The sequence below is a fragment of the Alphaproteobacteria bacterium genome (assembly GCA_018667735.1).
In the GTDB taxonomy this organism is placed as follows: domain Bacteria; phylum Pseudomonadota; class Alphaproteobacteria; order Rickettsiales; family JABIRX01; genus JABIRX01.
The window spans coordinates 26,445-50,321 of sequence record JABIRX010000042.1; the positions used below are offsets into that span (position 1 = coordinate 26,445).

The following is a 23,877-nucleotide window of genomic DNA, read 5'->3' on the forward strand; positions in this document are numbered from 1 at the left end:
ATTTAACCATGAATTGCTCAACAAAAATCTTAAGCTGCGGTAGCTACCTTCCCAAAAAAATTGTCACAAATAGTGAGCTTGCTAGAACCGTTGATACTAGCGATGAGTGGATTAGAGAAAGAACTGGCATTGCTCAAAGACATATAGCCGCTGAGAATGAGCTTACCTCCGACCTTGGCTATAATGCTGCGCTTTCGGCTTTAAATAACAGTGATTTAACGGCCAAAGATATTGACGCTATAATTGTCGCTACTACTACTCCAGATAACATCTTCCCATCTACAGCCACTAAAATTCAAGCAAAACTTGGAATGAGTCATGGCTTTGCATTTGATGTGCAAGCGGTTTGCTCTGGTTTTATATATGCCTTAACTATTGCTGATAAATTTATAAAAACTGGAAGTGCTAAAAATATTTTAGTTATTGGTGCTGAGACATTATCACGAATTTTAAATTGGGAAGATCGTAATACATGCGTATTATTTGGTGATGGTGCAGGCGCGGTAATTTTAAGTGCTGATCTATCAAGAGAAAGTGACATTATAGATAGCCAGCTACATTCAGATGGCTCCCTTTACAAAATTCTTAATACTAATGGTGGACCATCTTTAAATGGAGGAGAAGGACATATTACCATGCAAGGTAAGGATGTTTTTAAACATGCGGTTAGTAAAATGTCGGCCACAGTAAAAGATATCATGCTGCGAAACCAACTTACAATAGAGCAAATTAATTTAGTAGTTCCACATCAGGCGAATCAAAGAATCTTAGATGCCGTTGCGCGAAAGCTTGAAATTCCTAAGGAAAAAATGGTTTCAACCGTAAATATGCACGCTAATACATCTGCAGCGTCAATTCCTCTTGCACTAAATGAAGCTTTAAGTAATAATAGAGTTAATAGAGGAAGCTATATGATATTTGAAGCTCTTGGAGCTGGGCTTACTTGGGGCTCTATGTTAATCAAATATTAGTTAAAATGTCAGAAACCATAAATAAAGAAAACATCGCTACAGAAATCTCAGAAGAATTTGGTATTTCTAAATCTCAATCAGCCGGAATGGTAAATGACATTATCTCAGTCATGGCCAAAATCACCTATGAATCTGGTAAGGTAAGAATTCCATATTTTGGCACTTTTAGTAAAAAAGAAAAAGTTGCAAGAATGGGCCGGAACCCAAAGACTAAAGAAGAGTTTAAAATAGCAGCAAGAGAAGTAATTACTTTTAAAGCCTCAGATTTTTTTAAAGATTTTATTAATGATAATTAAAGCATTATGGAAAACCTCTTCGCAAAAACTTTCTCCAATTTATCCCTAAAACCCATCAATGAAGTAGCAGAAGAGCTTTCAATAGAACCATATATTCTTAGATTTTGGGAAACAAAATTTAGCCAAATTAGCCCAACTAAAGGTAGAGGCAACAGACGCCTTTATAATGAGAAAGATATAGACACCTTAAAATCCATCAAAGACCTTTTATATAATAAAGGCTTTACCATCGAAGGAGCTAAAAAACTGTTAAATGGTGACATTAGCATAAAGCAAGCCGCCAATTCTAATCAACAGCAAAACTCAAATATTATTGCAAAAGCTATCAATGATTTAAAGCAAATAAAAGCTGAGCTACAAGAACTAAGTTAGAAGATTATTTTTGTTCTATATAGCTGATTATATCTTGCATGTCTTTTGGCATATCAAGCTGAAATTCCAGCAGCTTACCACTTATTGGATGCTCCAGCTGCAAATAAAAAGCATGTAAAGCTTGTCTTTTGAAGTTAAATAATAATTTATCATCTTCTAAATTAAAATGACGCAATAGCTTCTTCTTATTATTGCCATATTCAGGATCCCCTAAAATACTATGCCCCATATTTGACATATGCACTCTAATTTGATGTGTACGTCCAGTTTGCAGCTGACACTCTATTAAAGTAACAGCTCCATTTAGCATAATCTTTTTACTTTGATAACGGGTAATTGCTTTCTTACCCTTATTAACTGTTACCTCCATTAATTTTCTATTTCTTGAGCTTCTTGCTATATAGGTTTCGATTATACCCTCTTCTGGATTTAACATACCCCAAATTAAAGCATAATATTTTCTGGTTAAACTTCTTTCTTCCAGTTGCCTGCTTATATGTAAATGTGCTTGATCATTTTTTGCAACTACCATAAGGCCGGAAGTGTTTTTATCTAATCTATGCACTATACCCGGTCTTTCACTACCACTCACAGATGAAAGATCTGTCTTTCTTGCTAGCAACGCATTAACTAAGGTATTATTGCTATTACCTGCCCCAGGGTGCACAGTTAGGCCAGCTTGTTTGTTTACGACCATAAGATCATCATCTTCATAAATAACATCTAGCTCTATTTCTGTTGGGCTTATCTTAGTTTCTTGTTTTGCTAGCTCTTTGAAACTAATTATTTTTGCTGAGGCTAAATTAAATCTAGGCATTGTAACTACTTGATCATCAACTAAGACATTACCAGCTAATATAGTTTTTTTTATTTTTTCTCGTGAAATAAGCTGTTCTCTTAGTTTATCCGCTAAAAACTTATCTAATCTCTCCAGATTATCTTCCTCTGTAATTATGAAAGTAAACATTTATGGCTTTTCCCAGTAATATTAATATATAAAGCTATTTATGATGCCCATTACTATTTTTTTCCCAAGCAATATAACTGCTACAGTAAATATAACACCAGCTATACCTAATAAAATACCCATTAATATGGTAACCCCATCTCTGCTTAGCATACCCAAAGATAGAGTTAAAATACCCAAGGCTGGAACAAAATTTGTAAATGGTAAGGGTAGTGCAATAGAAACGGCAAAAATTATACAAAAAAAGCCTATAATTTTTGTACCTTTATCGGATGCAAAAAACAACAATCTTGGCTTTAACAATCTTTCTATCTTCTTCAGCAAGGGCGAGGAACTTATAACTATAAAGCTTAAAGTGCTTCTTTTTATAGATAATCTAGTTAACCATTTTGGCAGCCATGGCGAATTAAAGCCAAGCATCATTTGAACTGATAAAAAAAACAAGGGAATTGCAAAAATAGTTGTAATACCTGGTATATAAGGAAGTGGAACAGCTAAAGGTAAAGAGAAGCCGATCAACAAAATACCAAAGCCACGCTCATGCATAGATGTTTTTAGTTCATCTATAGTCACGCGATCTGATTTACTGGCTTTTACCACACTCTTTAAAAACTCAGAGGTAGATGATCTCTTATTATGCTCCATTGGCTAATTACTTGCTAACTAAAGCAGTACTTTACACTATAGCTAATTAATAACAAATTAATTATTCATTTGTAATCTTAATTGACACTTATTGACCGTAGTTTCAAAGTCATATTCATCAAGATCTGCATCTTGCGTACCACTAGATTGCAACACACAAGCTTCACCAGCTGTTTGACTTGCTCCACCACTTGTTGTGGTAATTGCGGTATTTGCACATGTAAAGGATGAAGGGTCAGAACTACATGATGCTGATCTTGCCACCATTTTACCTTTTAAAGGGTAACCATCATCTAACTTATTATCAATTGAGAATGCATCTTCTGGAACTAAACTATCAGCAAAGCTAAGTGTTGATGGGCTACCCGCTGTAGAATCTTCTATTCCTATGTGGTAGTAATTTACGCCACTTACACCATAAACAACTATACCTCCACCATGCTTTGCCTTTGGAAAAGTTTCACCTATAACTCCATTTGTGCTATCTCCATCATAGGCTCCATCTGCAAAACCTGCATTATTTAAGTGCTCCCAGAAATAAACAAGTTCATAATTTGCAGTATCTGGCGTAGTATCTGCAGTTCCATCTTCTAAAACACCGTCATCGTCACCATTATTTGAACCTAAGCCCCTTTTATCTGCGTTGCTTATATCTCCTGGCAAAGCATCATATTTTAATTTAAAAGTACTCGTTTGTGTTTCGAAACCATGAATTTGCGAAATTAAACCTCGAAGTTGAGCAGCTTGTATCAAGTCTTTTCCAACCGTGACAGATGCAACTAGCAACCCCAAAATAATTATAACTATTGATAACTCGACTAATGAGAATGCTTGATTTTTTTTATTCATTTTTACCGTTTTTATATTACGCTTAAAATTATTGTAACATAAAAATAGTATTTTGCAAAAAAGATAAATCAAAATATCAAATTATTTTCTTTCTACTGCTTTATCATATACACCAAGCAATTTAATATCCTTAGAATAAAAGCCTAGCTCTTCTAGAGCTAGCTGCACTGACCTTTCATCTACATCACCCTCAAAACTAATAAAAAAGCTAGCCTCCTCAGACAAGCCACCTGGTATATAGCTTTCTAATTTTATAATATTGATATTATTAGTTGCAAAGCCACCTAAACATTTATAAATAGCAGCTGGAATATTTCTAACAGTAAATAAAAGAGTTGTAACCTTCTTTGCCGATTTATTGATTGAAAGCTCCTCTACTTCTTTTGCTAATGCTATGAAAATAGTATTGTTCTTTTCTGCATCTTGCATGTCATATTTAATAATTTTTAAATTATTTAATGTTGCTGCAAGCTCAGTGCACAATGCTGCTTTTGTTGGGTCTTGCTCTTTATTAACATATTTGGCTGCAAGTGCTGTATTAAAAAATGAATGCTTACTTAATGACAGTGACTTTACACTTTGATTTGACTGCATTAATGCTTGTGGGTGAGAATAAACATCTTTAATTTGAGTAATATCACTATCTGCTATTGCGGCTAAATGGTGCCTTATCTCAAGAAAAAACTCTCCAACTATATGCAAACTTGTACCTTTGAGTAAATTATGAATTTCTGAAACTCTACCCGCATTTGAATTTTCAATTGGTACAATGCCTAAAGCTATTTTGCCAGATTCAACAGCATGGAAAACCTCATCAAAGGTATCAAAAGAGTGGTGTTTTGCATGAGGAAATTTGGATACACATAGTAAGTGTGAATTGGCCCCCTCGCTACCTTGATAGGCTACGCTTTTCTTATAATCTTTATATATCACTGTTTATTGCATATTATGATGATACTTCTATATTAAATATTCTACTGATATGAGCAAGTAATAATACAATTAAAATGACTTCACACACAAAAAACAATTGGCATAAATCTAGCTGGAGAAGCCACCCTATCAAACAGCAACCCAAATACGAAGATTTAACAAAGCTAGCAAAAACAGAAGAGTCTCTGTCTAGTTATCCGGCACTTATATATTTTGACGAAGCAATAAAACTAAAAAAACACCTAGCCAATGTTTCTAATGGTGAGGCCTTTTTACTGCAAGCGGGTGATTGTGCCGAGAGCTTTGCTGAGTTTAATGAAAAAAATTTAAAATTATATTTCCAAATTATATTGCAAATGACTGCAGCTTTAATGTATGGCTTGAATAAACCAATAGTAAAAGTTGGCCGTATTGCTGGACAGTTTGCAAAGCCAAGATCAAGTGACTTTGAAGAAATTAATGGCAAAAAGATACCTTCATATAGAGGTGATATGGTCAACTCTATTACAGAAAACATAAATGAAAGAGTGCCAAACCCAGATAATCTTCTCAAAGCCTATCAACAATCTGGCACCACTTTAAATTTCATAAGAGCATTAGCATCTGGTGGCTTTGCTAGTCTTGATAATATTTATAGCTGGTTAAATGATTTTTCTAATGTTGCAAAAAACAATACAAAAATTACAGATATAATAGCTGAGATAGCCAAATCATCATCCTTCTTCAAGGCCTGTGGCTATGATTTGTCTGCCCATAAAGATTATAATAGTGCTGAATTTTTTACTTCACATGAGGCGCTATTGTTAAACTACGAAGAGTGCTTAACTCGGTTCAACCCTATAGATGAAAGATATTACGCTTGTTCTGCTCATATGCTTTGGATCGGAGAAAGAACAAGAAATTTAGATGAAGCACACATAGAGTTTTTTCGTGGTATAGCAAATCCTATAGCATCTAAAGTTGGTCCAACTATGCAAAAAGATGAGCTGCTAAAGTTGATAGACACTCTTAATCCGCAAAATGAACCTGGTAGGTTAACCTTAATATCCAGAATGGGCGCTGATAACATTAATAATAAATTACCTCAATTAGTAGAAGCTACTAAAGCAGAAGGCCTGAATGTAATTTGGTCATGTGACCCAATGCATGGTAATACAGAGACCTCTTCTAATGACTTTAAAACTAGAAAGTTCGACAATATCTTCAGCGAAGTAAACAGCTTTTTTGATATTCATAAAAGCTTAAACAGTTATGCTGGCGGTATCCACCTTGAAATGACTGGTCAAAATGTCACCGAATGCTTGGGTGGAACGGAGGAAATTACTGAATCATGCTTGGCAAAAAACTATAATACTCACTGTGACCCTAGATTAAATGGACATCAAAGTTTGGAACTTGCTTTTTTGATTGCACGCAAATTACAAAATAACAATTAGGTTCTTTTACAATTAGTAAATAAGGCCGTAATTTTATCTTTGATCTTAGCTTTAAAAGCTCCTAACTTTAGCGTGTCTGCTATTCTAGCTTCTATAAATAATTCTAAATCTTTGTAACTGAAATTATCATCTTCTGCCCGCTTTAAATAAAAAACTAAAGAGGCTGAATAAACCGCTCCAAGCAAAGTTCTTTTAGTGTAATAATTAAAATCTGTTGACTGGTCACCTGCAAACACCCAAATTTGATCACAACTTTTAGCTAATGACATAACAGCTAAGTCACTATTTTTAGGCATCATTAAATATTTTGCTGTTTCTTTAGTTACAGCATAATCATGCAGGTCAAACCTTATTAATAACGCTTGTTTAATTTTTTCTCTGACTTTTAAATTTTGTGGTTCCATCTCCTCTAATTTATTTAGCATATGATGATCATTTTGTTCCAAATGATATGTAACCAGATCTTTTGTGGAGCTAAATATATTATTATAGCCTGTCTGCTCCTCTATATTATTTATTAATTCTGCACCCCAGCCATAAATAGGTAGCATGCTAAGCGCTTCTGCTAAAAATGCTTTCTTTAAATCTTCTGTCATTATCTTACTTTATTCTCTTAAAAGAAATTCTTCAAAGGTCTATTTTTTTGGATATTTCAAACCCATATGTGTATACATATATGGTTTATCTAACCAATCTGGCTTAACTTTTACATGTAAATATAAATTTATTCTAGTGGCAAAAATTTCTTCTAGCTCTTTTCTCGCCTGGGTACCAACCTCTTTAATCATCTGGCCCTTGCTTCCTATTATTATTTTCTTTTGCCCCTCTTTATTAATATATATGGTTTGATCAATCGTAACTTTACCGTTCTCCGCTTCCTTCCAGCTATCAGTTTCAACTGACAAATTATAAGGAAGCTCGTCTTTTAGAGCTATAAAAAGCTTCTCTCTTGTAATTTCTTGCGCTAAGAACCTAGATGATACATCTGTTAATTGATCTTCAGGATATAAAAAAGGTGATGCTGGAGCACGCTCTATTATAACTTTTTTTAGATCATCTATACCGTCATTATTGCTAGCTGAAATCAGAAAGATTTCTGAAAACAAGTTAGTTTCTTCATAATATTTCATAATTGGCAATAAATTACCTTTGCTGACTAAATCTATTTTATTTAATGCTAATATAACTTTCTTATTAAGAAAACGTAATTGCTCTAAGATAATTGCCACTGCTTTCTTATTTTGTTTAGCTGCATCAACTAATAAAACAATATCCATATCTTGTGAAATTTGCTCCATAGCATGCGTCACTATTGCTTTTTCTAACTTTCCCTCCGCCTTAAATATGCCGGGCGTATCACAAAAAATTAACTGCGTTTTACCCTCTACCATTATGCCCCTTACTGAGCCTCTGGTTGTTTGCACCTTGGGCGATACTATGGTAACCTTACCCCCAACAAGCAAATTAGTTAGGGTTGACTTGCCAGCATTTGGCGCCCCAATAATTGCTACAAAACCACATTTACTATCCATTTTTTAACCTATCTAACATTTTTGTTGCTAATTCTACTTCTGCCTTCTTCTTAGATGAAGCAGTCACTTTTACTTCCCCAATATCAGGCAAAGTTAGCGCCATAGTAAAAACTGGCGCATGGGCAAGACCTGATTGATTAAGCAATTTATATTCTGGCAGTGGGTATTTCCTTGCCTGTAACAACTCTTGTAACTCTGACTTTGGGTCAAATGGCTCTTCATTTATATATTCTAGCTTATGTTTCCATAATTTTAATAATATTGCTTTAGTATATTGAAAATCTTGACTATCCAAGTAAATTGCCGCAATTAAAGCCTCAACCACATCTGCTAAATTAGAAGCATTTTCTCTGCCAGCTGTATTTTCTTCTCCTTTTGACATTATTATTAAGCTACCCAGCTTATTCTCTAAAGCAATTTTTGCAAGAGTGTCGCCACACACTAAACCAACATGACGCTTGGCTAAATCGCCCTCTTTCTTAGTAGATATTTCGGCAAATAAATATTCTGCCATAACCAGACCTAATATTCGGTCACCTAAAAATTCAAGCTTTTGATAATTAGCCGCACCTATGCAACTTGGATGCGTTAAAGCTTGCTTCAATAATGTAATATCCTTAAATTTATGCCCAAATATCTCTGTTATGCTCATTTTGCTATTCTATTTTTTTAAAGATCCTATTAAATCTAATATTTTTATGCCATAACCAAAATTTTAATAACTTATCCCTGCTAGACATAAAGATAAATTTGGCTTCCCCCACTAAATTCTTCTCTGCTACAAAACCAACTTTCGTTAAAAACCGACTATCTTGTGAATTATCGCGATTATCACCCATAAAAAAATAATGCCCCGCTGGTACATCATAAATAGCTGTATTATCTACCCTGCCATTTGTTATCTTATCAAGTATATTATACGACCTACCACTTGCTAAAGTTTCCTGATATTGCTTGATTATAGCCCCATCATTATCTATAAAAACTCCTGCATCCTTTTGTGCCACTTCCAAATTATTAACATATAAAACCCCATCTATTACCTGAATCTTATCACCAGGCAAGCCAATTAACCTCTTTATGTAGTTAATTCTTGTATTAGTAGGCAACCTAAAAACAACTACATCACCTCTTTCTGGTTTATTAGCAAAAACACGCTCTTTTATTGGCATCAAACCCAATGGAAATGAATATTTACTGTAACCATAACTAAATTTAGAAACTATAATAAAATCACCCTCTAACAAACCGCTTTTCATTGAACCAGATGGTATGTGGAAAGGCTCAAATAAAAGACTTCTTACTAACAGAGCTAATATAATAGCCTCTATTGCCACCCTTAAATTTGACTGTTTTTTCTTTTCTTTGTTTTTGCTCTTTTGCCTAAACATCACTTTCCAATAAAGAACAACCTGTCATTTCAGACGGCTTTTTTAGCGACATTAAATCTAAAATAGTTGGCGCTATATCGCATAAGCTACCCTCTTTTAACGCAACTTGCTTAGTTGACACCAAAATAAAAGGTACGGGGTTTAATGTATGTGCTGTATGTGGCTGCTTAGCCTTTTTATCAAACATATATTCTATATTACCATGATCTGCCGTTACTAGCATATTACCATTTAACGCTATAATTTGCTCTGCCAATTCTCCCAATATATTATCTATTTGCTCAACTGCATCTATCGCAGCTTGCCATACTCCACTATGACCTACCATGTCAGGGTTTGCAAAGTTTACTACAATAAAATCATACTTACCCAATTTAAGCGCTGTTAGTAATTTTTCTTTCACTATTGGGGCAGACATTTCAGGCTTTAAGTCATATGTTTTAACCTGAGGAGATGGTACGAGCTCTCTATCTTCTCCTGGTTTTTCTTGTTCAACACCTCCATTAAAAAAGAAAGTTACATGCGCATATTTTTCTGTCTCTGCTATATGAAGCTGCTTTAGTTTGTGCTCTGCTATAACATCGGCCAAGGTGTTTTTAGGGATTTTACTTGGAAATAAGGTTGGCAAATAGTGATCTATATCTTGCGCATATTCTGCCATACCAAGCCTTGCCGCAAATTGTATTTTTTGACGCTCAAATCCCGAAAAATCTTCTGCTAAAAAAGCTCTAATAATTTGCCTTGCTCTATCTGCTCTAAAATTTGTCATAAAGAAACCATCCTCTTTCTTAATGCCTGCATAAGAATCGTCTATAATTGGAGGAATAAACTCATCTGTAATATTTTTCTCGTAACAAGAATTTATAGCTTCTATAAAGTTAGAAGTTTTCAGCCCTCTCCCTTCACTAATAGCAAAATAATTATCTGCAACTCTAGACCAATTATTATCTCTATCCATGCCAAAATAGCGACCAACTAGTGATGCCAATTTGACATTTGGGAACGGTTTTAATTGCGCAAATAAATTTTCTAACTGAGCTATGGCTGATTTGGGCGCAACATCGCGGCCATCTAGAAAACCATGGATATTGACTGTTATATTTTGCGTGGCAAGCTTTTTAGCCATATAGATAACATGCTCTATATGTCCATGCACCCCACCGTCTGAAATCATACCCAGCAAATGACAAACACCGCCTGAGCGCTTCAGCTTATCTACAAAAGCAATAAACTCTTTTTCTTCTGAAATTAAATCTTTTTTAACTGCATGATTTATCTTTGGCAACAATTGTAGCACAACCCGGCCACAACCAATATTCATATGCCCAACCTCAGAATTGCCCATCTGACCGTCTGGCAAGCCTACATGTCGTCCTGAAGTTTTCAGTAAAGTTTTAGGGTAACTGGCTGTAAGACTATCCCAATTTGGTGTTTTAGCAGCAGCTATAGCGTTGTAGTCTGTTTCAAGGCGGTGTCCCCAACCATCCAAAATACACAGTAGAGTTGTTTTTTTCATAAATTAAAAATTTGGGCTATTAGAACCTTCCGCTATATAGTAAACTATTTTTGCAATTTTAGTAGCATAATCTCCAATGCGCTCAAAATTCTTTAAGATTTTTATCTTGGCAATAAATTCTTGAAGATTTTCTGGCTTACTTTCCTGCGCACCAATGACCAGCTTCATTGTTTCGCTATAATAATCATCAACTTTATTATCATCTTCAAAAGCTTTCCTTAAATCAGAAAAATGGTATTTTTCTATATTAATGAACACTTCATTTATCATGTTAATAATGACCTTATTCATACTTCTAATATCTTTGTTCACCTCTTCCGTAAAGGGCGTAACATTAGTAGCAGCTTTCTTGATTGTCATTTTAGCTCTATCGCCTATTCGCTCTAATAAAGACACTATCTTAATTGCAGACACTATAAAACGCAGGTCTCCGGCCATTGGCTGTCTTGTGGCTAACAAGGTTATTGCTCTAGCTTCTATTGCTTTTTCCAAACCGTTAATCTGTTGGTCTTTCTTTTGAGCTTCGTCATAGCTTACTTTGGCACTAAAAGTAACCACATCTTCTGCCATTTTCACTATCTCAATAACCATTTCTTTCATGGCCTTTAAAGATTCAACTAAATCATCTATTTCATTGCCATATGACTTTACTATATGTTCGTTATTTTTCATTTTATTTGTAATAAACAAGGATTTACAGATTTAATTGTACTGTTTTTACACAACTTATGCAAGCAATTAATAAAATTAGAGCTAATGCCAATATTGTCTGTATTTAACTCGTCAAAATCACATAAAAACTTTTATAATATGTATTCTCTTATTTAGAGCGCCCCTCATAATTTAACAGAAAATTTTTCCATATTTCTTGCTCTATCTCTTTTTTCTCTAATCTGTTTATTTCCTGAATGCCAGTTGGTGAGGTTACATTTATTTCCGTAAGATAATCACCTATAAAATCTAGGCCCGCAAAATATATATTTTTATTTAGCAAAGCTTTACCTATATATTCTGACGCAAATTCTTGTTTTTTCGTCAACCTAGCTTTTATAGCCTTACCCCCTGCGTGAAAATTTGCCGCAACCTTGCCTTGCTCTGGAACTCTCAAGACCTGCCCCATTATTTTTCCTCCAGCAATTATAACCCTTAAATCACCTTTTTTAATCTCTGGCAAATATTGTTGGGCAATTATTGGTGTTTTAAAATCTGTAATTAGTTGCTGAACATTTTGTTCCAAATCTACATATGGGGCAGATAATTTTAGCACGCCCTCACCCCCACATGCATATAATGGCTTTAGAATTATTTGTTCATATTTTTCGGCAAACGACCTTATTTTATTTATATCCTGAGCTATTAATGTATCTGGAGTAAAGCGAGCAAAATCGCTAGCCAAGATTTTTTCTGGTGCATTTCTAATCTCAGTAGGGTCATTTATAAAAAACACCTCATCTTTTACTTTTTCCAAAATATAGCTATTTGTGATGTAACTCATATCAAAAGGAGGGTCTTGCCTAATAAAGACCATATCAAATAAGCTCAACTCCAGCTGCTGCTTATTAGCTAGCGTATAAAATTGCTCTTGCTCTGGATATATTTTTAGCTCTTCAACTGTGACTAACACTTTTTGATTATGCAGATATAGATCATTTGTGGTATAATGATACAACTCGAAACCTAATCTATCTGCCTCTTTGATCAGCATGTATGTGCTGTCACTATCTTTATTTATAGAGCTTATATGGTCCATTTGGAAAGCGACTTTCATATTACACCGCAAAAGATGAACCACAACCACATGTTGTTGATGCATTTGGGTTGTTAATTTTAAAATAGCTCCCACCAAGCTCATCAACATAATCTATTTCTGAGCCCTTCAAAAGCTCATGCGAGGTCTCATCTATAACCCCTAAGGTCTTTTCTTCTGCGGCTATTTGCATGTCGCCCTCTTTTTTATCTTGGTTGAAATCAAAATGATATTGGAAGCCTGAGCACCCTCCTCCAGATACAGAGACCCTTAAAGTCATGCTATTATTATTAGCTGCCGCTATAAGTTTTTCTAGCTGTGTTTTTGCTGCTTTAGAGAAGGTCATTTGAGCGTTATTTGTCATTTTCTTTGCAATTTGTTGGTTTTCAGGTTAAATTTAAAGTAAAAGAAGAGTCAAGTCAACTTATGTTAGCAAGCTATGCGTCTAAACCACAAAATCTAGAAAATAGATTACACCCAGAAAATCCCTCCAAGAATCGCACATCTTTCCAGCGTGATCGAGATAGAATAATTCACTCTCTTAGTTTCCGCCGCCTCGAATATAAAACTCAAGTTTTTGTTAATTATGAATCAGACCATTTTAGAACTAGACTAACCCACAGTTTAGAAGTGGCTCAAATTGCTAGAACTATAACTCGAAAATTAAATTTAGATCAAGATCTGGCTGAAGCCTGCGCCTTAGCCCATGATATAGGGCACCCACCATTTGGTCATTCTGGTGAAAATGCATTAAATGACTTAATGCAAAAATATGGTGGTTTTGATCATAATGCTCAAGCTTTGAAAATTTTAACTAAGTTAGAAGCACCATATGCAGCTTATGATGGGCTGAACTTAACCAAGGAAACTTTAGCTGGTATTATCAAGCATAATGGCCCTCTTACAGGATTTAATATTCCTAAAATTATTACAGAATATAATAACAGCCATGATTTAGAATTAAAAAAATACCCCAGCTTAGAAGCCCAAATAGCCGCTATATCTGATGATATTGCATATAATAATCATGATATTGATGATGGTATTAGAGCTAAGTTACTGCATGAAAAAGACCTTTCTCACATTAAAATTATTGCAGAATCATTTGCAGAAGTAGATAAAATATACCCTATATTAGCACCTTACAAAAGAGTATATGAGGCAAGAAGAAGAGTTTATTCTAAAATGGTTGATGACGTTATTCTCACCACGGAGGAAAATATCAAAAATGCTAAAATTGAGAGTTTAGCAGACATACAAAATGCCAAGAAGGCTCTTTGTAGCTTTAGCAAAGAAATGGCTTTAGAAGTATTAGAGCTGAAGAAAACTCTACGAGAAAAAGTCTATACTCACCCTGATGTATCTTTGATGAATCGTAAAGCTTACCGCTTAATTTCCGAGTTATTCCAATTTTTTCTTGAAAATCATGACTGTATACCAGAGGAAATAAGCCTAAAATTTCAGCAAAAAAAACATAAAAAAGAGCGTGCGAGAGTTTTGTGTGATTATATTTCTGGCATGACTGATCGTTATGCTCTTGAGCAACACCGTAAATTCTTTGATTTATACTCTTACGATAAAAGTTTCAAATAGCTCTTGTTTGTTGCTTTTAGCTATATTTCTATTACTTTAGCTTTCTATGAAAATTATAAGAAATTTTAGCCATATTCCAAACATTGCAAAAGAAAGCGTGATTGCTTTAGGCAATTTTGATGGAGTGCATCTGGGGCATCAAGAAATTATTAAAGAAGTAAAAGCTAAAGCTAAATTACTGCAAAAAAAAACTGCCTTAATGACTTTTTTTCCTCACCCCCAAAGTTTTTTTAACAACAAGCAAACCAACATATTCAAATTGCGTGATAAGGTAGCGCTTATCAAAGAGCAAAATATAGATTTCTTATTTTTAATTCATTTTGATCATAACTTTGCAAATTTATCTGCTGAAGAATTTGTCCGTGACTTCTTGGCAAAAAAATTACAAGTTAAACATATTGTAATTGGTTATGATTTTATCTTTGGTAAAAATCGCTCTGGTAATGCCACCTATTTAAAGGAGGCCTCTAAAAAATATATTTTTGGCTTTAGTCAAGTTGCATCACATAAAGTTACTGAGCACAATTTAATTTATTCATCCAGTCAAGTAAGATTGGCTCTTACATGTGGCGATATTAAGAAAGCAAACTTACTCTTAGGCAAAAACTATTTTATTACAAATCGGGTTATAAATGGCGAAAAAAGAGGGCGCTCAATTGGCTTTAGGACCATCAATTTGGCCCTAAATGATTTATTTTTACCCAAATATGGTGTTTATGCCGTTTGGGCTCATATTGCTGGCAAAAAAATGCCCGCAATCGCAAATTTGGGCATTAGACCTAGCTTTAAAGATAATACTCCCTTACTTGAAGTACATATATTTAACTTTTCAGGTGATTTATATAATCACAAGGTTAAAATAGAATTTGTTTTATTTATTAGAGCCGAGCAAAAATTTGCAAATAAGGAGAGCTTAGCTCAGCAAATCAAAACAGATTGTCAAAAAGCACAAGAGATTTTACATGAAGCTTAATTTAAAAATAATCCACCCTAAATTTTTTACTTATGGCATATTATTTGCCCTAACTATTACTATCGCAGACTTATTATCTAAAGAATTGATTTTTGCCTTACTAGATAAAACTCCAGGTCAACACATTAGGGTAACCAGCTTTTTTAATTTAGTTAAAGTATATAATACCGGCGTTAGTTTTGGTATGTTTAACGATTTGCAATATGGTAAAATTATTCTAATAATAGTTGCCTCCATGATAACTATCTTTTTGCTTTATTGGCTTAGCCAGTCTGAAGATAAAAAAATCATCCTTGCCCTTAGCTTAGTAATAGGTGGAGCTCTTGGCAATATTATTGACCGCGCAATTTATGGTTCAGTTGCTGATTTTCTTGATTTTCATATAAATGGCTATCATTGGCCTGCTTTTAATTTGGCAGATAGCTCTATTACCCTTGGAGCTATTATCTTGATTTTTGACGAATTTTTTAACAAAAAAAAACATGATTAGAGTTTTCTTTATTTTGATATTACTAAGTAGCTGCGCTTATAAAAAGCCTTTAAAAAACTCTGACTTGGTTGTGCCTCCCTTTATTCAAGAAGAAAACCCTGAAATATACCAAATATTCAAGGCAAAATAACCATGCCTCGCTATAAAGCTATTATCGAATATTATGGCCCCGCCTATTCTGGTTTTCAAATACAGCCAGACCAGCACACTGTGGCTGGCGCCCTCTTAACTGCTTTAAAAAAGCTTAGCAAAGAAAAGATAGAGTTAAATTTTGCTGGTAGAACAGACGCATCTGTACATGCTGAGGGCCAAGTAATTGATTTTTTCTTAACTAAAGAATATCCCTTATATAAGATTACAGATGGCTTAAACTTTTATCTTAAAGAGGCTAAAGAAATGATAGCTGTGCAAGAAACTCTATTAATCTCAGATAGCTTTAATAGTCGTTATGATGCTAAAGAAAAAACCTATGAATATCACATTTTAAATCGCAGAACTCCTTCTCCACTATATAAGAATAGGGCTTGGCAAGTTAAGTATGAGCTTGAGCTTGAGCAAATGCAATTAGCTGCAAATTATTTAATTGGGACCCATGATTTTACTAGCTTTAGAAGTGTTGACTGCCAAGCTAATTCGGCCGTTAGAACTATAAATGATCTAAGGCTTAGCAAAAGTTCTGACCTTATAAAGATCAGAATTTCAGGGAAATCTTTTCTTTATAATCAAGTAAGGATTATTGCTGGAACTTTGTTTGAAATTGGTAGGGGAAAAAAACAAGTAATTGATATGGAAAATATTTTAAAAGCAAAAGACCGAAAATCTGCAGGACAAACAGCTCCAGCTTATGGTTTATATTTATTAGAGGTTAAATATTAACAGATGCGAATAGTTTTTATGGGTAGCCCCGAATTTGCAATACCAACATTGAGCACTCTTATAGACTCTAAACATGAAGTTGTTGCTTGCTTTACCCAAGCGGCCAAGCCCAAAAATCGGGGTAAAAAAGCTAAAGCAACACCTGTGGAGGAGTTAGCTAGAGAGCATAATATAACCGTTTACACACCAAAAACTCTGCGCGATGACGAAATTGTAAAAACAATACAAGATCTACATGTAGATTTCATTGTGGTTGTCGCTTATGGCCTGATTTTACCTGAAAATATTTTGAGCTTAGCTAAATATAGTGCCTTAAATTTACACCCCTCTGACCTACCTCAATTTAGAGGGGCTGCACCTTTGCAGCGCACCATTATGTCTGGTGCAATTGAAAGTAAGATTTGTATTATAAAAATGTTAGCAGCACTAGATGCGGGGCCCATTTACACAGCTCAAGAACTTAATGTCGCTAAACTTAATTATGGTGAATTCCATGATTTAGCAGCAAATATTGGCGCCAAATTAATGCTTGAAGTTATTAATGACTTTTCTTGTTTAAAACCAGTTTCTCAAACAAGTCACAACATCTCTTATGCACATAAAATTTCTAAAACTGAAGCCTTGATCGACTTTACCCAAAATGGTACTGATATTTTAAATTTAATCAGGGCTCTTAGCCCTGTGCCTGGTGCTTACTTTTTGCATAAAGAACTACGCCTAAAAATATTTAGCGCAGAGTTTGAAATAACTACTCATAATGAACAAATTGGTAAAGTTAATGATGATTTCTCAATATACTGTAAAGATGGCTTAATCAAACCAAAAATTATACAAAAACCAGGAAAGAAACCAGTTCCTATTGCTGAGTTTTTACATGGTAATCAAAAACAAAATCATCAGGCTTAACTTTCATCCTTGCTTTATGCATCTTTTACGATGCTAAATTCTATGTAATTAGCTGGTTCTATTTTTAATATATCAAGCTGATTTACGGAGGCAAGATCTGGGCCAACTTTACACCAATTTAATAACTTCTGCAAGTCCTGATCTGCTCCATTTAATATAGCTTCTACTCTGCCATCGCTTAAATTCCTTACAAAACCTGTAATATTATATTCTTTTGCTTTTTTCATCATGTGATAACGAAAGGCCACACCTTGAACCCTTCCAGCGATAAGTATTTGATAAGCACATCTCATTATATATGTTCTCACCTGCTAATGGTTATAATTATATTAGTGCAAATCTTCTGCTTCCATATTTTGAAATTGATATTTTGACTAAACCCTAATTATTGCATATAATTAAATATACAGCAATGAAATACTAGGTTAAAAATATGTCTAGCTGCGCTTATAAAAAAAATGACTTTTTCTTCTTCTCTTTAGTTTTTGTTACCTTATTTAGCTATATATTAAGTTTTTTTATTGAGCTTACCTTTTTACTTTCTGTTAAAGAATTTCTACATATTGTGTGGCCCGCCCTCATTCTAGGCATGCTCTTTGTGAGCATTTTGCATTATATACCCAATCACTATATATATCGCCTGTTTGGTCATGGTGGTGTCTTTGGCATTTTTAGAGCTAGCTTTGCTGGTATTTTACTTGATTTATGCTCACATGGCATTTTAATGGTTGCAAATAAATTATATAAGAAAGGTCTATCTAATGGTCAGATTATTGCGTTTTTAATTGCATCTCCATGGAACAGCTTATCATTAAGCTTTATTTTAATTAGCTTAATTGGCCTTAAATGGACTATATTATTTATTATTTTTTCCTTCATTATTGCCTTTGTTACGGGATGTATCTTTGATATTTTAACTAATTTTGGTTATCTTAATCAAAACCCATACAGCATTAATAATATAGTTGATGAAGATAAAAAAATAGAACAATTTAATTTTTTTAAAGCAATTAAGGTAGCGCTAATTGAAGCCAGAATACTTGTGAAATGGCTCTTTTTAGGCATTTTATTAATTAGCCTGATGCGCGAATTCATAGACCCTAGTACTTTTTCAGCTGCCTTTGCCCCTACCCTAAAAGGTCTTTTTTTTACTGTTTTTATTGCCTCAATAATTGAAGTTTGTTCTGAAGGGTCCACCCCGATTGCTAGTGACATTTTTAATTATTCCAATGCTAAAGGTAATAGCTTTGCTTTTTTAATGGCTGGTGCCGCAACCGATTACACTGAGATTATGCTGTTAAAAGAAACAACCAAATCATGGCGCTTTGCCCTTTTTATTCCGCTTATTTCTCTGCCTCAAATTATCTTAATTTCATATTTTTTTAATCTTGCATAGAAGGCAAAATTGCAACTTTTGACCAATAATCTAAAATTAATGCTATTTTTTCATTAAATTCTGTAATTTTAAAAGATTTACTTACATAACCACTTGCATTTAATTTATAGCTATCTTCCATATCATCTGGGTTAATACTGTTAGTTAAAATCACCACTGGTATATGCTGCATTGTTCGATCTCTTTTTATCTCCTTCAAAACCTCTAAGCCATTTCTTTTTGGTATATTAATATCTAATAAAATAATATCTGTGCCAAGAAAGGGCATTTCCTCTTGTTTTTTTAAGTATTTTAATGCTTGGCTACCATCATGCACCACAAAAACCCTAGCATCTACTTTGCTTTCCGTTATAGCATCTCTAGTTAGCATTTCATCTACCGGATTATCTTCAACAACAAGAATATTTATGGGTCTTACTCGTTCAATTTGTAAATATTGTTTATGTTTTTTTTCACTAAGTAATAAATTTGCACCATCAAAAAAATAGTCTGGTGTTACTTTTAGCGCTTTTGCTAATAAAAATAACCTACCTGCTGGAATCTTGTTTTCTCCTCTTTCATATTTCTGGATTTGTTGATACGATATATCAAGTAGAGCAGAGAGTTCTTTCTGTGACAAAGATAGTGACTCTCTCCGTTTTTTTAGCTTTTTACCCACTAATATATCAAGTTTACTGTGCTGTGCCTCTGATTTTTTTATAATATTTTTCATAAAAAAACCTTAACCCCAACATTGCTTGCTTGTCAAGCATCTCTCTATTTTTTTAAATTCTCTTTGTTTGTTGCATCTCTATTATTTCTATCATTAAGGCAGCTAAATCTATTCCCGTTATGGACTCTACACCCTCTAAGCCAGGCGATGAATTTACCTCTAAAACTTTTGGTCCATTCTTTGAGCGAACTATGTCAACGCCAGCAACTTTTAGGTCCATTGCTTTAGCTGCATTAATAGCTGTCTTCTTTTCTGCGCTACTTAACTTTACCAAACCAGCGCTCCCACCTAAATGTAAATTCGCCCTAAATTCTCCAGGTGCGGCAACACGCTCTATTGCGGCTACAACTTTATTACCAATTACAAAACACCTAACATCTCGGCCTTCCGCTTCTTTAACAAATTCTTGTACCAAAATATTAGCTTTTAGTGACTTAAAGGCACTAATAACACTTTCTGCTGCTTTATTAGTCTCAGCTAATACAACGCCCTTGCCTTGCGTTCCTTCTAATAATTTAATTACCAAAGGAGCACCACCTACCATCTTTATTAGCTCTTTTGTATCTATAGGAGAGTTTGCAAAGCTTGTAGTAGGCAAGTTAATCTTGTTATTGGATAAGATTTGTAAAGAGCGTAATTTGTCTCTTGACCGCGAAATTGCTACTGAACTATTTAAGCTAAACACACTTAATGATTCAAATTGCCTAATAACAGAGGTTCCATAAAAAGTCATAGATGGTTTTATCCTTGGGATTATAGCGTCTATATTATCTAGCCTCTTACCCCCTCTATAATATACCGTTTGGTTGTTTGAGCTTATATCCATATAGCAATGCTTTACATTAACAAAGCTTATATCATGGCCTCTTTGCTTACCCGCCTCCATTATTCTTTTATTAGAGTAAAGGTCCGCATTACTAGCTAGCAATACTATCTTAAGGCCTTTTTTTTCTATTGTGCTTTTTTTATAAAAACTCATTATTTCTTTGTCACTCTTTTCTCCTTGGTAAAATGACTTATTTGGGTTGATCAGTATTTTATCATGCATGGCTTCTCTACCAAGCAACATCCTGTAATCCATAGAATCTCTATTGGTTAGAGTTACTTCTATTTCAAAAGTATCTTTACCTAGTAACAGATTTGTTTTTATTACAAAGCGATTTTCTGCTTCACCACTAGAGCTTTTTACTAATCTACGTCCTATTAATTCTGCCTTGCAGCGCTTTACTATATTTCTGTTACCGCGCACTGGTTGCACATCAAAAACAACATATTTTTTACTATCTTCTTCATATGGTGTAATATTTAAAGCATGCAAAGATGAAGTTTTTGCACCACTATCTATTCTTGCCTTGATAACAGGTAACCCCAACAAAGGTAAGCCCAACCACTCTTCTTTTCCAATTATTATTTGTTCCATTTTTGAATTTTAATATGTGAGATTGCCTTTTTATATTCTTAAATTTAAAAATCTATATATTTTAGAAATCTTGAGTAAGTTTTATTAAAAATCCATATTCTTTAGTTTCTTTTTTGCCTTTTTCTTTATATAAAATATTAAAATTTAAATTACCTTTTCTTAGCTCCTTAGCATAATATAGTTCTAAATTTTTTGCAGTTTTTGCCCCATTTAAAGCAACTACTTTATTTTTCCTAATAATATTTCCAGCACTATCTATAGAGCTTGCATAATTAAGATTTATTGCTCCTTTAGTCACTTTTAAAGGCTCTTTATAAAACAACCCTATTTTAGTAGTTTTGTTTAGCTTTTTTGCTATACCCAACTTAAATTCTCTGCTATAAATGTCACTTACCTCAGAGATTAATGAGTTTTTTGCCACTTTTACAGAAGATTTAGCAAAAAACCCTTGTGCCTGTAGCTCTATTTTACCTATAAATTTTTTAATGCTCATTTCTACATGCTGCATATTATCATTTTGCATTGCAAAGGCGCCACTTGTCTTGTTGTTCAATAATTTATTTTCCTGCTCTTTTATTATACCGTAGCTCAATCTAATATTTAAACCATCATGTTGGTAGGATGCTCCAAGACCTAAATTGTGATTTCTAGTTTTTCTGTTAAAATCATAGATATTAATATAATTATTTAAGGAAAACTTATCATTTAATTTTCTAGAAAAGCTAAAAGATGGATTTATAGCGCTATTTTTGCTTGCAAATGACAAAGCTGTATTTTTGTCAAAATCTATTAAACTAAAATCTTTGCTCTCTTGGTTAAAGTTATTTTCCTTATTAAAAGCCAGCGATATTTTCTGTTTAGTAAAATTCTTATTTAAACTAAAAGACAAATCTTTAAAATCCGAGACTTGCTGCTCCTTATAATTTAAGCTTAACCCCCTAAATGAAACAGATTTTGTTTTTGCTATATTTTCAATAGCTAAACCTTCCGCTATCTTGTGGCTCTCACTGTAAGAAATATTACTACTTAAATCTAAGGCATAATCTCTACCATATTTATCTATTGCTATAGCGTCAGATAAATTGCTTGATAAGCTCTCTAGCTCAGAAAATGTTGAATTAAGTATTAATCTTGTGCTTGCTAAATCATAGCCTGTTGCCTTCTTATCTATGTGCTCTGCAGAACTTATGGTTAATCCTCCCCTTGCTAATAAGGCATTTTCTAAATTTAATATGCCTCTGCCATATATTTCATTGGCATAATCTTCCTTTTGCTCTGCTAATAAATTGCCTTCCTCATCAACTTTAATGGCTGAATTTAGTAATATTTCTGAGATTTGGGTTGCGCTTAGGTGGCTCCAGGCTCCTTTTAATATTGCTGCTGCACCACTAACATGAGGAGCGGCCATAGAGGTGCCAGACATATTTCTATATTTATTATTCTCAACAGAGGAATAAATAGCGGAGCCTGGCGCGGCCAAACAATTATTTTTAGCTATTCCACATTTATTGGAAAAACCTGAAATTTTCATATCTTTGTCAAGCGAAGAGACTGCTATTAATCTTCCATAAAAATTACTCTTTGCCGCAAATTGCGCCGGGTATACTGGGTTATCTTCTGCATTATTGCCTGCCGCCGCTACTAACAAAACCTCACTATTGGTAATCGTATCTGTTAAGATCTCTAAAGCTAGCCCAGCCTGATTATCATTTGCTAAAGACCAGCTTAAATTTGCTATATCTGCATCTGAACTAACCAATTTATTAAAACCTAAATTGCTATTTTGGCTTGTTGCTATAGATAATATTTTCGCATCATATGCAAGTCCATGTATTTCGTTATCATCTTTGCTAGATGCTATAATGCCAGCTATATGTGTTGCATGATCAGATTGCTCAATAAAGCCAGAATCTATACTAGTATTTTGTTCTAACTCTGTATGGCTTATATCTACATGAGACTGATCTAATACTGCTACCACTACACCTGCTCCAGCTATATTTTTATTATTTAAGGCTAAAATAGCGTATGCCTCTTTAGCATTTACGGCGTCTAAACCCCAATTTGACTTATACTCAACTGAATTGAAGGTTTCTTTTTTTTCTGTTATTTCTCTTGAAAGAATAAGCAGATCTGCAGAGCTGGTAACTATTTGAGCATCTTGATTGTCTGTAGAGCCACCACCTCCTCCACACGAAGATAATAACGCTATCAATAGCGCTACAGAGCTCATTTTTGCATATACTACCCCCTTAGAGGCTATATTAATAGCGCCCATACCCAGTCCTTTTAAGTTTGAACTATTATAGCATAATTTTAGCCTCTAAAAAAGCCTTTTTTTTATTTTTTTTAGCTATATGTTTTAAACACCTACTTAATCTATAAATTTTACTATGCATTTTCTTATTATTACCGCTAATTTTTATCAAAACTTAGCTGATGAGCTTACTAAAGGGGCTGTCGAAGTTTTAGAAAATCAACAGCACAACTATCATAAAATTACTGTTCCTGGCTCTTTAGAAATTCCTTCTATAGTAAGTTATGCTGTAGATCTTGACTTATATGATGGTTTTATTGCATTGGGCTGTATTATTAGGGGCGAAACTATACATCACGAAATAGTTGCTAAAGAATCCACCAGAAGTTTAAATGAGCTTGCAGTTAACATGAATTTAGCTATAGGAAATGGTATAATTTCTGCTGAAAATAGAGACCAGGCTATAGATAGAGCCTATAGAACAAAAAGAAACAAAGGTGCTGCGGCCGCTATAACCGCTATTAAAATGGCGAAAATACGGGATAAGTTTCAAGGAATGTTAAATAATTAAGCTATTTTTCTTTATTTTAACTAAATTT

The 23,877-nt window shown here is 33.9% G+C and carries 27 protein-coding genes; 11 read left to right on the forward strand and 16 right to left on the reverse strand.

Translation table 11 applies throughout. From position 1 onward, the window contains the following. Positions 1 to 8 precede the first annotated feature (8 nt). From HOH73_04460 to HOH73_04470, 3 genes are read left to right on the forward strand one after another with little or no spacing between them, the layout of a single operon-like run. Positions 9 to 971, forward strand: a complete 963-nt coding sequence (locus HOH73_04460) for a ketoacyl-ACP synthase III (GenBank protein MBT5828106.1) — start codon at positions 9 to 11, stop codon at positions 969 to 971. Between the two features lie 5 nt (positions 972 to 976). Beyond that, positions 977 to 1,267, forward strand: a complete 291-nt coding sequence (locus HOH73_04465; protein ID MBT5828107.1) for an integration host factor subunit alpha — start codon at positions 977 to 979, stop codon at positions 1,265 to 1,267. A 6-nt stretch (positions 1,268 to 1,273) separates the two neighbouring features. Next, on the forward strand, positions 1,274 to 1,639 hold the full coding sequence (locus HOH73_04470) for a MerR family transcriptional regulator (protein MBT5828108.1): 366 nt from the start codon (positions 1,274 to 1,276) through the stop codon (positions 1,637 to 1,639). Between the two features lie 4 nt (positions 1,640 to 1,643). On the opposite strand, the gene HOH73_04475 is transcribed toward HOH73_04470, so the two are convergent. From HOH73_04475 to HOH73_04490, 4 genes are all read right to left on the reverse strand, one after another. Further along, complete coding sequence (locus HOH73_04475; GenBank protein MBT5828109.1) at positions 1,644 to 2,606, reverse strand: RluA family pseudouridine synthase; 963 nt, start codon at positions 2,604 to 2,606, stop codon at positions 1,644 to 1,646. Between the two features lie 21 nt (positions 2,607 to 2,627). Then, the gene (locus HOH73_04480; GenBank protein MBT5828110.1) at positions 2,628 to 3,251 is read right to left on the reverse strand and encodes an exopolysaccharide biosynthesis protein; all 624 of its coding nucleotides are present in this window, start codon (positions 3,249 to 3,251) and stop codon (positions 2,628 to 2,630) included. A 57-nt stretch (positions 3,252 to 3,308) separates the two neighbouring features. Beyond that, complete coding sequence (locus HOH73_04485; protein ID MBT5828111.1) at positions 3,309 to 4,100, reverse strand: prepilin-type N-terminal cleavage/methylation domain-containing protein; 792 nt, start codon at positions 4,098 to 4,100, stop codon at positions 3,309 to 3,311. 81 nt (positions 4,101 to 4,181) lie between these two features. Further along, positions 4,182 to 5,033: a prephenate dehydratase gene (locus HOH73_04490; GenBank protein MBT5828112.1), complete on the reverse strand. Its 852-nt coding sequence runs from the start codon at positions 5,031 to 5,033 to the stop codon at positions 4,182 to 4,184. Between the two features lie 74 nt (positions 5,034 to 5,107). Here HOH73_04490 and HOH73_04495 point away from each other — a divergent pair, with 74 nt between their 5' ends. Then, complete coding sequence (locus tag HOH73_04495) at positions 5,108 to 6,469, forward strand: 3-deoxy-7-phosphoheptulonate synthase class II (protein ID MBT5828113.1); 1,362 nt, start codon at positions 5,108 to 5,110, stop codon at positions 6,467 to 6,469. On the opposite strand, the gene HOH73_04500 is transcribed toward HOH73_04495, so the two are convergent. The 8 genes from HOH73_04500 to erpA form a co-directional block, all read right to left on the reverse strand. After that, entirely contained in the window at positions 6,466 to 7,065 is a 600-nt protein-coding gene (locus tag HOH73_04500; GenBank protein MBT5828114.1) for a COQ9 family protein, read from the reverse strand. The genes HOH73_04495 and HOH73_04500 overlap by 4 nt on opposite strands. 39 nt (positions 7,066 to 7,104) lie before the next feature. Beyond that, positions 7,105 to 8,001 (reverse strand): GTPase Era, encoded by an 897-nt coding sequence (era, locus tag HOH73_04505; GenBank protein ID MBT5828115.1) that lies wholly within the window; start codon positions 7,999 to 8,001, stop codon positions 7,105 to 7,107. Next, a complete protein-coding gene (gene rnc / locus HOH73_04510) occupies positions 7,994 to 8,653 on the reverse strand; it encodes a ribonuclease III (protein MBT5828116.1) in 660 nt (219 codons plus the stop codon). The genes era and rnc overlap by 8 nt, the downstream gene beginning before the upstream one ends. Before the next feature lie 4 nt (positions 8,654 to 8,657). Next, positions 8,658 to 9,392 (reverse strand): signal peptidase I, encoded by a 735-nt coding sequence (gene lepB / locus HOH73_04515; protein ID MBT5828117.1) that lies wholly within the window; start codon positions 9,390 to 9,392, stop codon positions 8,658 to 8,660. Next, the gene (locus tag HOH73_04520) at positions 9,385 to 10,908 is read right to left on the reverse strand and encodes a 2,3-bisphosphoglycerate-independent phosphoglycerate mutase (GenBank protein ID MBT5828118.1); all 1,524 of its coding nucleotides are present in this window, start codon (positions 10,906 to 10,908) and stop codon (positions 9,385 to 9,387) included. Before HOH73_04520 ends, lepB begins: the two co-directional genes overlap by 8 nt. 3 nt (positions 10,909 to 10,911) lie before the next feature. Next, positions 10,912 to 11,580 carry a phosphate signaling complex protein PhoU gene (gene phoU / locus HOH73_04525; GenBank protein MBT5828119.1) on the reverse strand — a complete coding sequence of 223 codons (669 nt, stop codon included), beginning with the start codon at positions 11,578 to 11,580 and terminating at the stop codon, positions 10,912 to 10,914. A gap of 148 nt (positions 11,581 to 11,728) precedes the next feature. Then, the gene (gshB, locus tag HOH73_04530) at positions 11,729 to 12,676 is read right to left on the reverse strand and encodes a glutathione synthase (protein MBT5828120.1); all 948 of its coding nucleotides are present in this window, start codon (positions 12,674 to 12,676) and stop codon (positions 11,729 to 11,731) included. A 1-nt stretch (position 12,677) separates the two neighbouring features. After that, a complete protein-coding gene (gene erpA / locus HOH73_04535; GenBank protein ID MBT5828121.1) occupies positions 12,678 to 13,019 on the reverse strand; it encodes an iron-sulfur cluster insertion protein ErpA in 342 nt (113 codons plus the stop codon). 62 nt (positions 13,020 to 13,081) lie between these two features. Between erpA and HOH73_04540 the strand changes: the two genes are divergently transcribed. The 5 genes from HOH73_04540 (at position 13,082) to HOH73_04560 (ending at position 17,493) form a co-directional block, all read left to right on the forward strand. Continuing rightward, complete coding sequence (locus HOH73_04540) at positions 13,082 to 14,248, forward strand: deoxyguanosinetriphosphate triphosphohydrolase (protein MBT5828122.1); 1,167 nt, start codon at positions 13,082 to 13,084, stop codon at positions 14,246 to 14,248. Positions 14,249 to 14,294: 46 nt separating this feature from the next. Beyond that, positions 14,295 to 15,221, forward strand: coding sequence for a bifunctional riboflavin kinase/FAD synthetase (locus HOH73_04545; GenBank protein ID MBT5828123.1), 927 nt, complete (start codon positions 14,295 to 14,297; stop codon positions 15,219 to 15,221). Further along, the gene (lspA, locus tag HOH73_04550; protein MBT5828124.1) at positions 15,211 to 15,711 is read left to right on the forward strand and encodes a signal peptidase II; all 501 of its coding nucleotides are present in this window, start codon (positions 15,211 to 15,213) and stop codon (positions 15,709 to 15,711) included. Before HOH73_04545 ends, lspA begins: the two co-directional genes overlap by 11 nt. Positions 15,712 to 15,843: 132 nt before the next feature. Next, entirely contained in the window at positions 15,844 to 16,587 is a 744-nt protein-coding gene (gene truA / locus HOH73_04555; GenBank protein MBT5828125.1) for a tRNA pseudouridine(38-40) synthase TruA, read from the forward strand. Positions 16,588 to 16,590: 3 nt separating this feature from the next. Further along, positions 16,591 to 17,493, forward strand: coding sequence for a methionyl-tRNA formyltransferase (locus HOH73_04560; protein MBT5828126.1), 903 nt, complete (start codon positions 16,591 to 16,593; stop codon positions 17,491 to 17,493). Positions 17,494 to 17,507: 14 nt separating this feature from the next. On the opposite strand, the gene HOH73_04565 is transcribed toward HOH73_04560, so the two are convergent. After that, a complete protein-coding gene (locus HOH73_04565; protein MBT5828127.1) occupies positions 17,508 to 17,801 on the reverse strand; it encodes an acylphosphatase in 294 nt (97 codons plus the stop codon). Positions 17,802 to 17,926: 125 nt separating this feature from the next. Here HOH73_04565 and HOH73_04570 point away from each other — a divergent pair, with 125 nt between their 5' ends. Then, positions 17,927 to 18,889, forward strand: coding sequence for an ATPase (locus tag HOH73_04570; protein MBT5828128.1), 963 nt, complete (start codon positions 17,927 to 17,929; stop codon positions 18,887 to 18,889). Here HOH73_04570 and HOH73_04575 read toward each other — a convergent pair. From HOH73_04575 to HOH73_04585, 3 genes are all read right to left on the reverse strand, one after another. After that, positions 18,876 to 19,601, reverse strand: coding sequence for a response regulator (locus tag HOH73_04575; GenBank protein ID MBT5828129.1), 726 nt, complete (start codon positions 19,599 to 19,601; stop codon positions 18,876 to 18,878). The genes HOH73_04570 and HOH73_04575 overlap by 14 nt on opposite strands. Before the next feature lie 52 nt (positions 19,602 to 19,653). After that, complete coding sequence (rimK, locus tag HOH73_04580) at positions 19,654 to 21,021, reverse strand: 30S ribosomal protein S6--L-glutamate ligase (protein ID MBT5828130.1); 1,368 nt, start codon at positions 21,019 to 21,021, stop codon at positions 19,654 to 19,656. A gap of 61 nt (positions 21,022 to 21,082) precedes the next feature. Next, a complete protein-coding gene (locus HOH73_04585; protein MBT5828131.1) occupies positions 21,083 to 23,299 on the reverse strand; it encodes a S8 family serine peptidase in 2,217 nt (738 codons plus the stop codon). 115 nt (positions 23,300 to 23,414) lie between these two features. Between HOH73_04585 and ribH the strand changes: the two genes are divergently transcribed. Next, entirely contained in the window at positions 23,415 to 23,849 is a 435-nt protein-coding gene (gene ribH / locus HOH73_04590) for a 6,7-dimethyl-8-ribityllumazine synthase (GenBank protein ID MBT5828132.1), read from the forward strand. Positions 23,850 to 23,877: the final 28 nt, after the last annotated feature.